Origin of the sequence: Pedobacter suwonensis (assembly GCF_007833675.1) — a bacterium.
GTDB classification, from domain to species: domain Bacteria; phylum Bacteroidota; class Bacteroidia; order Sphingobacteriales; family Sphingobacteriaceae; genus Pedobacter; species Pedobacter suwonensis.
Window position 1 is genome coordinate 2921032 of record NZ_CP031708.1, and the last position, 15359, is coordinate 2936390.

15 protein-coding genes are annotated in these 15359 nt (G+C 38.7%); 11 read left to right on the plus strand and 4 right to left on the minus strand.

Annotated elements, in window-relative coordinates:
- Nucleotides 1-39: 39 nt before the first annotated feature.
- From DV942_RS11875 to dcd, 3 genes are all read right to left on the minus strand, one after another.
- Nucleotides 40-801, minus strand: coding sequence for an enoyl-CoA hydratase/isomerase family protein (locus tag DV942_RS11875; protein ID WP_145857734.1), 762 nt, complete (start codon nt 799-801; stop codon nt 40-42).
- A gap of 95 nt (nt 802-896) precedes the next feature.
- A complete protein-coding gene (locus DV942_RS11880) occupies nt 897-3587 on the minus strand; it encodes a carboxypeptidase-like regulatory domain-containing protein (protein ID WP_244950681.1) in 2691 nt (896 codons plus the stop codon).
- 1013 nt (nt 3588-4600) lie between these two features.
- Nucleotides 4601-5137 carry a dCTP deaminase gene (dcd, locus tag DV942_RS11885; RefSeq protein ID WP_090983786.1) on the minus strand — a complete coding sequence of 179 codons (537 nt, stop codon included), beginning with the start codon at nt 5135-5137 and terminating at the stop codon, nt 4601-4603.
- 71 nt (nt 5138-5208) lie between these two features.
- On the opposite strand from dcd, the gene DV942_RS11890 reads away from it, so the two are divergent.
- From DV942_RS11890 to DV942_RS11910, 5 genes are all read left to right on the plus strand, one after another.
- Nucleotides 5209-5856 carry a 4'-phosphopantetheinyl transferase family protein gene (locus DV942_RS11890; protein WP_090983784.1) on the plus strand — a complete coding sequence of 216 codons (648 nt, stop codon included), beginning with the start codon at nt 5209-5211 and terminating at the stop codon, nt 5854-5856.
- An 11-nt stretch (nt 5857-5867) separates the two neighbouring features.
- Complete coding sequence (lipB, locus tag DV942_RS11895; RefSeq protein WP_145857736.1) at nt 5868-6596, plus strand: lipoyl(octanoyl) transferase LipB; 729 nt, start codon at nt 5868-5870, stop codon at nt 6594-6596.
- A 42-nt stretch (nt 6597-6638) separates the two neighbouring features.
- Complete coding sequence (locus DV942_RS11900; protein WP_145857738.1) at nt 6639-7364, plus strand: SGNH/GDSL hydrolase family protein; 726 nt, start codon at nt 6639-6641, stop codon at nt 7362-7364.
- Between the two features lie 87 nt (nt 7365-7451).
- Nucleotides 7452-7958 (plus strand): DUF5684 domain-containing protein, encoded by a 507-nt coding sequence (locus DV942_RS11905; RefSeq protein ID WP_145857740.1) that lies wholly within the window; start codon nt 7452-7454, stop codon nt 7956-7958.
- 7 nt (nt 7959-7965) lie between these two features.
- Nucleotides 7966-8289, plus strand: a complete 324-nt coding sequence (locus DV942_RS11910; protein ID WP_145857742.1) for a DUF2752 domain-containing protein — start codon at nt 7966-7968, stop codon at nt 8287-8289.
- Here DV942_RS11910 and DV942_RS11915 read toward each other — a convergent pair whose 3' ends face one another.
- Nucleotides 8290-9033 carry an RDD family protein gene (locus DV942_RS11915; protein ID WP_145857744.1) on the minus strand — a complete coding sequence of 248 codons (744 nt, stop codon included), beginning with the start codon at nt 9031-9033 and terminating at the stop codon, nt 8290-8292.
- Nucleotides 9034-9227: 194 nt separating this feature from the next.
- Here DV942_RS11915 and DV942_RS11920 point away from each other — a divergent pair, with 194 nt between their 5' ends.
- The 6 genes from DV942_RS11920 to DV942_RS11945 all read left to right on the plus strand — a co-directional run bounded on the left by DV942_RS11920 (nt 9228) and on the right by DV942_RS11945 (nt 15344).
- Nucleotides 9228-10175, plus strand: coding sequence for a stage II sporulation protein M (locus tag DV942_RS11920; RefSeq protein ID WP_145857746.1), 948 nt, complete (start codon nt 9228-9230; stop codon nt 10173-10175).
- A gap of 1 nt (nt 10176) precedes the next feature.
- Nucleotides 10177-11061 (plus strand): hypothetical protein, encoded by an 885-nt coding sequence (locus tag DV942_RS11925; protein WP_145857749.1) that lies wholly within the window; start codon nt 10177-10179, stop codon nt 11059-11061.
- Nucleotide 11062: 1 nt separating this feature from the next.
- On the plus strand, nt 11063-11791 hold the full coding sequence (locus tag DV942_RS11930; protein WP_145857751.1) for a DUF4129 domain-containing protein: 729 nt from the start codon (nt 11063-11065) through the stop codon (nt 11789-11791).
- Complete coding sequence (locus DV942_RS11935) at nt 11788-12978, plus strand: DUF4350 domain-containing protein (RefSeq protein ID WP_145857753.1); 1191 nt, start codon at nt 11788-11790, stop codon at nt 12976-12978. Before DV942_RS11930 ends, DV942_RS11935 begins: the two co-directional genes overlap by 4 nt.
- Nucleotides 12959-13936: an AAA family ATPase gene (locus tag DV942_RS11940; protein ID WP_145857755.1), complete on the plus strand. Its 978-nt coding sequence runs from the start codon at nt 12959-12961 to the stop codon at nt 13934-13936. The genes DV942_RS11935 and DV942_RS11940 overlap by 20 nt, the downstream gene beginning before the upstream one ends.
- A 61-nt stretch (nt 13937-13997) precedes the next feature.
- On the plus strand, nt 13998-15344 hold the full coding sequence (locus DV942_RS11945; protein ID WP_145857757.1) for a DUF58 domain-containing protein: 1347 nt from the start codon (nt 13998-14000) through the stop codon (nt 15342-15344).
- Nucleotides 15345-15359 lie beyond the last annotated feature (15 nt).

Here is a 15359-nt window from a genome sequence, read left to right on the forward strand (position 1 = left end):
CAGATTGCAAACTGGAAACTGCCACTAGTAAACTGAAAACTATTTCCTTTGCAGGTTAGCTAAAATTGTTTGTAAAATATGACGTGTTGCAGGCGACCACCATTGTGCGAGCATTTTTTCTAAAGTGGCCGATTGGTCGGCAGATACCGCAGCAATCAGTTCTTCACGGATATTTACTTTACTTTGCGACCAGGTATTGCTTGCAAGCTCCATGTATTTTTTAATCTTACGTTCGGCTGCTGTTAATAAACTCTCGTTCTTAACCAATTCATCTACCAGGCCAACTTTTAAAGCTTCTTCAGGACTATACAACTTACCAGAAAGTAAACTGCGGGTGGCTTCGGCTTTACCGATCCAAAAAGCATATAACTGGAAAATACTATTAGGTACGATGATACCTACCGGCACTTCATTTAAGCCAATAATGTACTGCCCTTCTGCCATCACCCGATAATCGCATGCCAATGCCATTACGCAACCGCCGGCCGGACTATGTCCGCTGATGGCAGCTATCATTGGTTTTTTAAACGAAACCATATTAGCTGTAAAATCCAAAAACAACTGCCAGAAAGATTTGGCTTCTTCTTCATTATAATTATAAAGCTCTACTAAATCCAACCCAGCAGAAAAGAAAGGTGCTGTTCCGGTTAATATTACACCACCAATATTATCATCGGCAGCAATATTTCTAAGCATATCGTTTAGTTCAGTAATCAACTCCCGGTTTAGGGCATTTGATTTCCCCCTATCTAATGTGATGGTTGCCAGGCGATCTTTAACACTTACTTTTATTGTATTCATATTTAAATAGTATCAAGATTTAAGAATCCAGTATCAAGACGAATATCTCAGCATAAACTATGCATGCATACTAATTCAAATTTATCTATTTTTCTCTATTTAACATCATAAGTATAAACTTTTCTGGCCAAATGCCCCGCGGCATCTATTCCTTCTACTACTACGCGATAGGTTCCAGGCTCATCCGCATTATAAAAATCAAATTGTGCTTTTCCATCTTTATCTGTAACAACCTGTGGGTTCCAATAAATAGTTGTTCTTAAATCGGGCTTGTTTTCAGGGCTTGCAGTATCGTATTTTGGCGAGTAAAATTCTCTTGAAACCGTAAATCCCTTAGGATTAAGTGTTAGAATGCCTGGTGCATATTTATTTACACTTCTGCCTCCGTCACCACGTTTAGTGGTGATAATAATTAAACCTCCTCCCCCTCGTGAACCGTAGATAGCCGTATTGCCAATACTTTTCAGCAACTCAATAGATTCTACGTCCATCGGCACAACATTATCCAGGAAATCGGCCTCCATTTGCATTCCATCAACAATAATTCCCATAGGCGTATCCTGACTACGCATCAGGTATGGCACATTCCCTTTAAATATTACCCCTGGCAAACGTCCCTGCAAACATTGGGATAAGGTAACACATGTAGACAACTGGTCGGCCGTCATGATAAAATCTGCTCTGCCGGCTCCATTGAGGTTGGATGAATTTTTAGCCGGATTTTTCTTTTCCGTAATGGTTACCTCCTCAAGTTTAATGGTCCGCTCCAGCAGGCCCAAACGGGTCATCTCATTAAAATAGTTATCGCTTTCTTTAATATACTTCATTAAAGTATTGTTTACGTTGATGTCGACATCGGCTCCATTTTTATTTTTCGTCACAATCTGCCCGGGAACAATATCAAGATTAATGTCTACAAATTTCCGTTCTGTTTTCGTTCTTGCCTGAACCACAAACTTTGTACTATCGCCAAAACTTAAATTGTCAAAAACAAATCTTCCTTCGGCATTGGTTACCGTATCCAAAATGTACATCGTTCCTTTTGTGGCCATGAGCATTACCTTACCACCAGGCACAGGTTTATTGCCTTTCGTCACCGTTCCACTGATGGTGATAGACTGTTCAGGCTTATAGGTTATATTCGGACCAACATTATTGATGATATTTTTCCAAAGAAACCTTCTCCAGCCCTGCGTAAGCATTAGGTTATCGAGTTCTTTTTGTGTTTGAAGATCATCTTTTAAGAAATAATGGTTGGGCTGCTCTACATATCCTGTCAAATCAGAGGTAAGTAACAATGATGCAAGAATATTTGATTCATTGTTTTCATCTGGTGCAACCTTTGTGGCATTGGTGACCGCTACAGAAAAGCTGCCTAACACAGGTTTATGATCATTATCTGCATTGAAAGTAAAAGCTGCTTTTCCTCTTTTTGAGCCTGCTACACCGGATGAATTAAGCGATACATCAATTAACTCCGACTTGTTATTGATAAATACCAAACGTTCTGCTAAAGGCTGATTGCTGCCCGAAAACAAAGTAAATTGAACAATTCCTGTTGGCAGATTCTTTTTTGGGATACTCGCTATCAGAACTTGTTTATCCATTTTGGCTTTAGAGCCATAACATACATTGCCGCCTTGCTGGGCAACAACTTTTAATTCAGTCCCGTTAGTAAGATCGGCACTAGCCATAATCTTAACCACTACTTTACCCGTATCTAAAGCATTTACTGAAAGTGCATAACCGCTCTTAACCGCTACCGGAAGTTTGATTGTTTTCTCGGAACCGTCTTTAAACTTAACTTTTGCAGAATATGATCTGCCTGGCTGACTATTAAACACGAAATTTCCCATACCCAGAAAATCGGTGGAAAAAGTGGTCACTTCATTTCCCGTTTCATCTATAATACTACCTTGAACATCCTCACCACGGCCATTGGAACCAATCGCTTTAATGGCTACCTTTTGCGGCAACTCTTCAACAAGCGTACCTCCTTCGGGCATAAACTGTACATCTACATCGTTAGAGGTTGAAGTAATCGGGATAGATTTAATTACTTTTTGTTTATTATCGAGCGTTATGGTCGCGATAATTTTTCCGGATTTATTTTGAAAAGGCTGATTATTGGTGAAATTAATTACAGCATCACCCGTTAAATTGGTTTTAACTTTACCTTTGCTAACCGAGCGGTAATCTAACTGCACATCATAACTTACTTCGTTCTGGCTATAAGCAATACCATTTTTATCTTCAAAATGAATGGTTGCGGTAACCTTATCTGCGTTGTTCTCTTTCGTAAAACTGTAAGCTGTTTTTGTAAAAACTTTGTTAGCCCAGCTATTTCCAATCTTAATGGTCTTATCATAAAAGAATTCGGTGCCAAAATTACGCATGTAGTTAGTATAGGCCCTGATTCTGTAATTCCCTTCAGCAAGTGAATCTGTTAACTTAAAATCGCCCCATGTGATACCACCCATGATCGGTAATTTAACCTGCTTTTTTAACGAATCTTTTTCATTAATCAGCTCTACATACAGTATTTTACTGATATCTGAAGGTGCCGAAGTTTTGGTATTGACCACATAAGCCTTGAACCAGATATCATCTCCAATGGCATAATAAGGCTTATCTAAATGAAGGTGGACTTTTTCCTGAGGATATTTAGAAGTGTAATCATCCAGTTTCTTTAAAAGCTGACTAAACGGATCATCATCCATTTTAAATGCGCCAAAAACGATAAGCAGAGATAGAAAACTAATGGCGAGAGTAATTTTGAGTTTCATGTGGTTAGGCTACAATTAAATACGTGTCAAGGTACAAAACCTAAGGCATACTTTTATGAAGTAAGCATGAAATTTAGTTTTACTTCTAATTTTTTAGTTAACCATTTCAAAAATGCTTTATTCATTGAATAACAGCATTATGATTGTAATTACAAGCGCCGGCTTTAAGAAAGGTTTGTGCACCTTTGAAACCCTAAAAATAAAATATTGCTGCAGCCAATTATTCAATCCTTGATTTCTGAACTATTTCTTAGTCGTCATCCTGAGTGAAACGAAGGATCTTTAATTGTGTAAGTTACCAACTTATTAAAGATTCTTCACTACGTTCAGAATGACAGCAAGGAGATGCACCCGATTCTTCTATCGGGACCACTTTGAAACGAGCATATAGCAGTTCTTGGCAGCGCTAGTCCCGCTCAATCAGGTTTAGGAACAAAAGTTTGTGCACATGGAAACCCTAAAAATACAATACTGCTTTAGCCAAATAGCCCCGGTTGCAGCGCTACCCTGCAGCAACGAGGCACGAGGCAGCGAAGCGTAAAACAGGAGGAAACTCAGTGTTTTTGTACTAACCCTGCGCTCCAAAAAATGCTGCATCTTTTTTATCAGGAAACGAGCGGTTCCTGGTTACTGGGAGGCGCTAGTCCCGCTTTCGCTTATAGTCCTCGCTGCGCTCCGGGCTATTCCGCTCAATCGGTTTAGGAACAAAAGTTTGTGCACATGGAAACCCTAAAAATACAATACTGCTTTAGCCAAATAGCCCCGGTTGCAGCGGTACCCTGCAGCAACGAGGCACGAGGCAGCGAAGCGTACAAGCGGAAAACGGGAGGAAACTCCGTGTTTTGTACTAAACCTGCGCTCCAAAAAATGACGCTTTTTTTAATCACCAAGCAAGCGGTTCGTGGTTTGGGAAGCGGGCATGCAGTATCGCATGGCAGCCTCAATTCTTCTTGAGGACCAGTCTTTTCAAGCTTTCTGCTTTGACAATAGATATATCCCCGGAACAATATAGTTTAGAATTTATTTTTCCACATCATGCTTTCTACCGGCCTGGTGGTTTTATTATTATATTTCGCGTTACCCTTTGAGTTATACATGGTTTCAATGTTCCCTTCAACAACAAAATAAATCAATTGGCCAATAGGCATTCCGGCATAAACTTTTACCGGTTGTGCTACCGATATTTCCAATGTCCAGGTATTACAAAATCCAACATCTCCCTTCCCTGCTGTGGCATGGATATCAATCCCTAATCGCCCGGTACTGCTTTTCCCTTCTAAAAAAGGTACATGCACATGCGTTTCAGTATATTCTACCGTAACACCAAGGTATAAGGTACCCGGGTAAAGAATGTAACCATCTTTGGGAATTTCGAAATGTTCGATTTCGTTATGCGCCTTCGCATCAAGCACGCGACTTTTATAGGTAGCCAGATATTTCCCTAAATGCACATCATATGAGTTGGTTCCTAAACACTCGCGTTTAAAAGGCTCAATGATGATTGTTCCCTTCTCCATTTCTTCTAATATCCTGCTATCAGATAATATCATTTTTATACGTATTTTTGGCCTAAATTATCATTTATTTAAGATAATTTTGCATGTAATCTCCAATTTAATCAATGCCAATAATTTACCACAAAAATATTGATCAGCATTCTGTTTTAGCCATTTGGAAAATTGAGGAAACAGAAGAAGAGTTGTTGGCCGGACTGCAGCTTAAGCAGCATGAACATGACATTATTTCATCGCTAAACAGTGGCAAAAGGCTATTGCACTGGTTAAGCACGAGGTTGCTTTTGAGAACTATGTTGAATACAACAGAATATATCGACTGCCAGTTTGATGAACATGGTAAACCTTATCTGGTTAATTTTGACTACCATATTTCGTTAAGCCATTCGTATGATTATGCTGCCGTAATGATTAGCAAGGACCACCCTGTTGGTATTGATATTGAACTTATTAAACACAAAATAAAAAGCATTAAACACAAGTTTTTAAGCGATTTGGAGCTTGCCCAAAAACAGATTGGCGATAACACAGATGGCTTATATGTAGCCTGGTGTGCGAAAGAGGCTATTTATAAGTGGCATGGAAAAAAAGGACTGGAATTTAAGCAACATATCCATATTAAACCTTTTAAGCTAAAAAACGAAGGCTCATTAAATGCACTTGTGGAACTGCCTTCGGGTATGCGGGAGTTGACCATTAATTACTTTAAAACAAAAGACGGATACATGTTGGGCTATGTAGCCGGCAATTCTTAATATACATACAGATGAATGAGATAGCAGATAAAGCAATTGCCAAGGATTTAAAACCAACCATTTTTGCAGACTGGGGCTTAACAGACTACCAGCAAGCATGGGATAAACAGGAAGATCTGCTCAATAAAACGGTGGCCATTAAAACAGAAAACCGGATAAACAACACCAATAAGCCTACGCCAAACCATCTTATATTTTGCGAGCATCCGCATGTTTATACGTTAGGCAAAAGCGGACATCCCGAAAACTTGCTGTTGGATGAACAGGGATTAAAAGATAAACAAGCCACCTACTATAAAATAAACCGGGGTGGCGACATTACTTACCATGGGCCAGGGCAGATTGTAGGCTACCCGATCCTTGATCTTGATAACTTCTTTACCGACATCCATTTGTATCTGCGCACCCTGGAGGAAGCCGTTATCCTTACCTTAAAAGATTATGGAATAGAAGCAGGCCGTTATCCCGGCTTTACGGGGGTCTGGTTAGATGCCGACAATGAAAAGGCACGCAAGATATGTGCTATGGGCGTGCGTTGCAGCCGCTGGGTGACCATGCATGGGTTTGCCTTTAATGTAAATGTAGATTTAGATTATTTCAAAAATATTGTTCCCTGTGGCATTGATGATAAAGCGGTAACCTCTTTGGCCAAAGAATTAGGATATCAGCTGGATATGGAAGAAGTGAAAGGCAAACTGAAAAACCATATAGCTAAATTATTTAAGATGAAGCTGGTTTAGTAGCGATAAAACCAAGTTGGCGGTTACTTCGTAAATCGAGTGATGAAGATTTTATTAAGCGCTATTTTATTTTCTTTCTTAACTTCGGGCTGTACTAAAAAAGCCCCGATGATTAACGAGCCAGCAACCAATCCAGCTACAAATCCTTCAAAAGGAACAGGAAATTTTACTTATTTAGCCCTCGGCGATTCTTATACAATCGGCGAATCGGTGAAGCAAGCAGAATCATTTCCTTATCAGCTTCAGGGTTTATTACAGGCTCAAAACCTCACTGTAGCCAATCCTAAAATTATTGCGGTTACAGGCTGGACCACCAATGAGCTTCAGGCGGCCATTAAAAGCGAAAATTTAACTGGTACCTTTAGTTTTGTGACACTTTTAATTGGTGTAAACAATCAGTACCGGGGCTACCCGTTAAATACCTATAAAAAGGAATTTTCAGAATTGTTACAAACGGCAATTACTTATGCAGGAGGCAATAAATCAAGGGTTTTTGTGGTTTCCATACCCGATTGGGGTGCTACTCCTTTTGGCAAAAACTCCGGAAGAAGCACACAAACCATTGCAAGTGAAATTGATAGTTTTAACGCCGCCAATCAGGAAATAACACTTGCAGCCGGCGTGAGCTACACCAATATCACACCCGCATCCAGAAATGCATCAACTGATCCATCGCTGGTAGCAGGCGATGGATTGCACCCAAGTGGTAAAATGTATGCCGAATGGGCTAGCGCTTTATTCCCCAAAGTATTTGCTGTGTTGAAATAATTCAACGCTCATTTATACTGTTTTTAAATTAAAAAATTTATTTTAGTTCGACAATTTAAATTAATCACCTATTAAAAACAGAAATCTATGAACGAGTATGAATCAAGCGGAGTAGCCGCGGGCATTGGAGGCGGTATTGCAATCTTATATCTTGCAATAATCGTAGTAATGATTGTGGGCATGTGGAAAGTGTTCGAAAAAGCGGGCAAACCAGGCTGGGCAGCTATTATCCCTATCTACAATTTAATTATTTTATTAGAAATTGTTGGCAAACCCATGATTTGGATTTTATGGTTGATCATTCCTTGCGTTAATGTTGTATTTGCCATCTGGCTTTACAACTTAGTTAGCAAAAGCTTTGGAAAATCAGAAGGCTTTACGGTTGGTATGGTTATTTTCCCTTACATTTTCTGGCCAATCTTAGGTTTTGGAGATGCTAAATACTTGGGCCCGTCAGCGGCAGAAGCACAAAATGGAGGTTTTGGAAATAATCCTTTTAACAATCCAAATAACCCTTTTAACAGCACAAACAATCCTTTCAACAAACCAACTGATCATCATAATAACCCCAATGATACTCCACCGGTAGTATAATTTTAGGATGTTTATCATATTTATATTTTGCAGCTTAATCAACCTGGTTGATTGGCTGCAAAATCATTTAATCCCCTGTCCCTTTAAAGCTTTAACAGGAATCGATTGTCCGGGTTGTGGCTTTCAAAGATCTTTTATTGCGCTGATCCAAGGCGATTTATCAAAAAGCTGGGCACTTTATCCACCTACTATTCCTTTACTGTTTTTATTTATCTCAACTGCATTATTGTATAAATTTCAGTTTAGACAACGTTCCTTTATCTTTCAAACATTGGTTATCCTTGTCGGTAATTTTGTAATGATCTGCTATTTGAAAAAAATGTTTTTTTAGCTAAACACTCATATTAGCTGTAAGGTGGTTATAATCCTTTAATACCGTTTCTAAAAACTGCAATTCGTTCATTCCTGCCGGAATGTTTACCAGAATATGGGCTTTGGTTTTTGCCGCCATGGCATAAATTAAATCGGAATTCCCTGTTTGATAATAGCTGGTTAATACTTCATGAACAAGCTCTATATCCCGATCATTTAAATGCAGTACTTCCTTAAAATGCGGTTCATATTCTTCAGGCAGATTAAAGCTAAATGCTACATTGGTCAATTCGGTGCGTGGCTTGGTTTTAATTAATGTGGTTTTAGCCAGTAAATCTCCCAATCGCTGGTGATTTTTAGTTACTGCTACCGATACCAGCGCAACGACACCCCAGCCAAAAGGAAAGCCAAAATCAATCATCCGGAATAACCACCTAAAAATATACTGCCCCAAGGTTGGCTGTGTACCATCTATGCTGACCACCTTGATCTTCAGCGCTTTTTTTCCAAAAGTTTGTCCATCCATGGTGATTTCGCAAACCAGATCATAAAAAACAAAAATGGCCAGGAAAATAAAAAAAATAATTATCGCAGCAATTCCAGACATCGCCATCTGGGCAGCACCCATAACTACCAGGGTAATTACAGCAAGAATTGCAAATCCGGCCAAGTCTATACATCTTGCAGCTATCCGTTCTCCAAGGCCGGCAATCTCGTAATCAATATCAACATTCTGAGCCGTGCTAATTCTGATGGTATCCATATTCAAACATAATTTTTTTTAAGATAATAGCTGCAGGGAAATCTTTATTTTTTGAAACTAAAGATTTATTATATTTTCAACAGCGCTGGTTTAGCTATGTATATTTATTTGCCGGTAAAACATATGGAAATAAATCGGGTTTTATTTCCATAAAAATTTAGCTATTTTAACCCAAGATTTGGTAACGCCTTTAAATGAGAGAAGCATTATTTGTTAAACAAAATTCGAAAAAGTGGCAGCATTACGATTCGATGCAACAGGCAAGTCCTGATGAAGTGGCTAATCAGTTTATCGAGATTACCAATGATCTGGCCTACTCAAAAACGTTTTATCCCAATTCGAAAACTACGGCCTACCTCAATGGCCTGGCTTCCAAATTACACCAATCTGTTTATAAAAATAAGAAAGAAAAATCGAACCGCTTTATCCATTTCTGGAAAACCGAACTTCCCTTAATATTCTTCGAACATCGAAAACAGGTACTATATGCCTTGGTATTTTTCTTGGTTTCCTGCGCCATTGGCGCCTTATCGGCTAAATACGACGATACTTTTGTTCGTTTGATTATGGGCGATGCCTATGTAAATATGACGAACGAGAATATTGCAAAAGGTGATCCTTTTGGCGTATATAAGCAGAGTAATGAATTCATGATGTTTATACAAATTGGGTTTAACAATATTTTTGTTGCACTATACACTTTTGTTTTGGGCATCATATTTTCTTTCGGATCTGTTGTTTCCCTATTCAGAAATGGCATCATGCTCGGCTCGTTCCAATATTTCTTTTTTAGCAAAGGCCTGGGCTTTCAATCAGTTCTGGTGATCTGGATTCATGGGACATTGGAAATTTCGGCTATTGTTTTGGCAGGTGCGGCAGGTTTAGTTTTGGGCAACAGTCTTTTATTCCCCAAAACCTATACCCGAATGGCTTCTGTATTAAAAGGTGCAAAAGATGGGTTAAAAATCGTAATAGGCCTGATTCCCATTTTTATCGTGGCTGCGTTTTTTGAAAGCTTTGTTACCCGACATACCGGGATGCCTTTATGGCTAAGTGTACTGATTTTACTGTCTTCTGCAGCTTTTATCATCTGGTATATATTTATTTACCCCATTAAAATCCATCATAACAAGCAATATTAATATGCTAGGGAAAATTGAATTTAAGAAAAGAAGGGATTTCGGACAAGTGATCAATGATACCTTTACCTTTATACGCCAAAATTTTAAGCCGCTCATTAAAATATATTTTACCTTTTGTGGACTGTTTGTATTGGCCAGCATGTTAACCATGTTATTGCAACAATATAAAATGGTTAATATTATCAATACTATTGGCAATGGAAGAAACAGCAATGGCTTAGGCTTTTCTGGATTATACGGAATAGAATATTTTCTTTCTATTTTATTTTCTCTGGCCTCTTATACCAGTATGAGCGTTGCCATACTTTCTTATATTGCCATTTACGTAAAAAAAGGTAACCAAATACCTACTACTGACGAGGTATGGGGATACTTTAAATATTACTTCTTCAGGATTTTTGGCAGTTCTTTTTTGTTAATCATGATGTTGATCATCGCTTTTGTGTTTTGCCTCGTGCCCGGCTTTTGGTTATTCCCATATGTGGCCATGATGTTTCCCATAATGGTGATTGAGAATGGTTCACTGGGCTATTCCTTCGGTAGAAGTTTTAATATCATTAAAGACAATTTCTGGGTTACGTTTGGCACGCTGATCGTGGTATGGATTATTGTTTATGCCTGTATGAGCATGATTATTTTACCTACCAGCCTGTTTAATATGATTGGGATGTTTACGCATGAAAGCCCCCACATGTCGTTAACACTTACCATGATCACAACGGTTCTGCAGTCATTATGCCAGGTGTTTACCATTATCCCTATTATTACCATATCATTATCCTATTTCAGTTTGGTTGAACAAAAAGAAAGTACCGGCTTAATGGAACGGATTTCTAATTTCGGCAATACCGAAAAACCTATTGATACCAGACCTGAAGAATATTAAAATGCAACGCGCAATACTCCGATACCTTCTCGCTTCAGCTTTGTTTTTTATTCCGGTAATCAGCAAAGCGCAAACCGTTAAGCCTAAATCTGTTATTAAAGAGATCAGGGTGGATAGCACTCAACTTACTCCTTTAAAATTCGATAAAGATTCCATTGGTAGTTATAAAGAACAGAAAGAATTTCAATATGATGAAATCGGCGAACAGCAATTGTCGTGGTGGGATAAATTCTGGATGTGGTTCTGGCGTTTATTCGGTTCCTTAATTCAGGATGCAAGCTCTAATTTAATTTCTAGGTATATTTTTATCGGACTAGGTATAGCACTTATTTTATTTATCGTAATCAAAGTTATCGGGGCCGAGAACATATTCAGGAAAAAATCTAAAGCCACAATCCTTCCGTACGATGTAATTACCGAAAATATCCATGACATAGATTATGAACAGGAATTGCAAAGGCTGGTTGCAGAGAGAAAATTCCGCCTGGCCGTTAGGCTTCTATATTTAAGGGCATTAAAAAAACTGAGTGATGCCGAAATCATCCATTGGCAACCTGATAAAACCAATTACCATTATTTAATGGAAATCGATAAGCCCGAACTAAGAAATGATTTTAGTAAACTCACCATACAGTTTGATTACATCTGGTACGGCGATTTCCCTATTGATGAAGTAAAATTTGAGCCTATTAACCGATCGTTTAATCAGTTTAACAGCCAGATCAAATGAAAGGTTATAAAATATATCTGATTATTGGTTCCATACTGATCCTCTTGTACCTGGTTGCCCAATACAACAAACCCACCCCAACAAACTGGGCTCCAACCTATGCTGTAAAGGATAAAATTCCTTATGGAACCTACATTTTATACCACCGAATAAAAGATATTTTACCAAAGGCAACAATAAAGCGATCTAAAACTGCTATTTACAACACATTAAAGGGCAAAAATTTTAACAAAACCGCATATTTAATTATTGCACAACAAGCAGAAATCAACAAAACAGATTTCGATCAGCTGGTTAAATACATGCAGACCGGTAATGACGTTTTTATCGCCAGTTATGACCTGGGAAAAACAGGAAAAAACCTAAAGCTTCAAGCACTTAGCGCCATGTCAGCAGAGGGCCGCACACTGAACTTCACCAATCAAAACCTAAAAACGGAGGCAAACTACGGCTTTGCAAGAGGAATTGGCAGCCAATATTATGATAAAATCGATACCAATAAGGCTACTGTACTCGGTGTGAACGGAGATGGCAATCCCAACTTTGTCCGTTACAGCTATGGTAAAGGAAGTCTGTACCTGATTGCGGAGCCAGGTTTTTACACTAATTTTAATCTGCTGGATAAATACGGTGCAGAATACGCCGCTAAAACCTTAAGTTATTTACAAGGAACTCAGCAGCTCATCATTGATGAGTATTTTACTGCACAAAAAACCACCACTACCGATATGCTCAGGGTATTTTTCCAACATCCTGAGCTCAAATATGCCTACTACCTGGCCATATTCAGCCTGATCATCTTCGTGCTTTACGATATGAAGCGCCGTCAGAGAATAATTCCAATTGCCGATCCGCTTACCAATTCTTCATTGGCTTTTGTTTATGTAGTGGGCAGCGTTTATTACCACGAACGCAACAACCTTGATATCGCCTTAAAAAAGATCAACTATTTTCTGGAATATTTAAGAACCAGATATTATCTGAAAACCAACGAAATTGACGGCAAATTTGTGCAGGTACTGATGGAGAAAACAGGTATTAACGAAGCATTGGCCAAAACCATTACCAATCATATTACACAAACACCAACCATGGGCAACTTAAGTGATACCCAATTGATTTATTTAAACGAAAGCATAGAACAGTTTTATAAAAATACGCAAAGCAATGGAACAAGAACAGTTTAACCCACGTACCGATTTAAGCGCCTTAAATGAAGCGGTAATTCAGATCAGAAATGTACTTGGAAATATCATTATCGGACAAAAACAAGTTATTGATTTCTTAATTGTTGGTTTGCTTGCCGACGGGCACATCTTAATTGAAGGCGTACCCGGAGTAGCGAAAACACTTAGTGCAAAATTGCTTGCCAAATCCATAGAAGCACAATTTTCGAGGGTACAGTTTACCCCTGATTTAATGCCTTCTGACGTTTTAGGAACTCCGATATTTAATACCAAAACAGGAGATTTTGAATTTAGAAAAGGGCCGATTTTTGGTAATATTATTTTGGTTGATGAAATTAACCGTGCACCAGCCAAAACCCAGTCTGCACTTTTCGAAGTGATGGAAGAACGCCAGGTAACTATTGATGGAGAAACCTACCTTATGGATGAACCTTTTATGGTTTTGGCCACCCAAAATCCTATTGAGCAGGAAGGCACTTACCGTTTACCCGAAGCGCAATTAGATCGTTTTTTATTTAAAATTGAAGTCAAATACCCTTCACTGGAGGAAGAAACCGAAATTTTAATGGCACAACATAGCCTGGTTAATAAAACATTGCTGAATGAAGTAAAACCGGTATTATCGATTCAGCAGATACTGGAAGCCAGAAGCGTGATCCGCAGTTTGTTTGTAGAACCAAAGTTACTGGAATTTATTGCCAGAATTGTAAGCGAAACCCGTAACAACTCATCGCTTTACTTAGGTGCTTCGCCCAGGGCATCATTAGCCATCGTACATAGCGCAAAAGCTTTTGCCGCTATCCAGGGCCGCGATTTTATTACACCTGATGATATCATTGCGGTTGCGATCCCCGTATTGGTGCACAGGGTATTGTTATCGCCTGAAAAGGAAATGGAAGGATTAACGACAAGCGACATCATACATCAGATCATTAAAAAGATTGAGGTACCGAGATAAGTCAGTTGCCAGTTTGCAGTTACCAGTTAACCGATTTAAACAATTAACCGATTAAACAACATTGAAAAAATTCTTTCAGCAATATTATAGCAACCTATTCCTGACCGATCGTTTATTCGCGGCTTTAGGATGCTGCATTTTACTTTTTTTGCTGAAGTTCTTTTTTCAGTGGCTAGGTGATATTCCTGAAATTGCAACAGGTGCGGTTATCCTATTATTTTTTATTGATATTTTTATTCTATACCGTATTAACAATGGCATTGAAGCCAGAAGACTAACTTCTAAACGGTTAAGTAACGGCGATGAAAACCCGATACAGATCGAAATAAAAAATGATTATGGCTTTTTGGTAAATGCAAGGGTAATTGACGAGATACCTTTTCAGTTCCAGATCCGCGATAAAGATTTTAAACTCCATTTAAAACCTGCAGAAATAAAATCAATTCACTATAATTTACGTCCAACAAAACGTGGTGAATATGATTTCGGATTTATCAGGGCCTATATCAGTTCGCCGTTAGGTTTGATTAGCAGGCGTTATAATTTTGATGGCGCCAGAATTTTACCTGTTTTTCCGTCGTTTATCAACCTCGGCCAATACGAACTAATGGCAGCCTCGCGTTATTTAACTGAATTTGGGATTAAAAAGATCAGAAAGATCGGACAAAGCAGTGAATTTGATCAAATTAAAAATTACGTCGGGGGCGACGACATCCGCACGATCAACTGGAAAGCCACTGCAAGAAAAAGCAGTTTAATGGTGAACACCTATGTCGATGAAAAATCACAACATATTTATTGTATCATTGATAAATCGCGTGTGATGCGCATGCCTTTTGAAGGATTAAGCTTGCTTGATTATGCCATCAATGCTACCGTGGCGCTTTCGAAAGTAGCCATGCTCAAAGAAGATAAAGCTGGCCTGATTACCTTATCGGAAACGATCGGATCGATCGTACCAGCTGACCGTAAGGCCTCGCAGCTGGGCAGCATTATGAATGTACTTTATAAAGAAAAAACAAGGTATCTTGAAAGCAATCTCGAAGCCCTGTACACTACAGTCCGTTCCGTTGTAAAACAGCGTGGCCTTCTGGTTTTCTTTACCAATTTTGAGAGTTTATCAGCCCTGCAACGTCAGTTACCCTTTTTAAAAAGAATTGCTAAATACCACCTATTGCTGGTTGTATTTTTCGAAAATACCGAATTAAAAGGATTAAGTACAGAACCGGCTAAAGATGTAGAAGGCATTTATCACAAAACCATCGCAGAGAAATTTATCTACGAGAAAAAGCTGATGGTTAAAGAATTGAACAAACATGGCATTTTGGCTATTCTTACCCCACCACAGAAGCTTACCGTAAATGTAATTAATCAATATCTCGCACTAAAGGCACAACAGCGGATTTAGTCCTGAGTCCTAAGT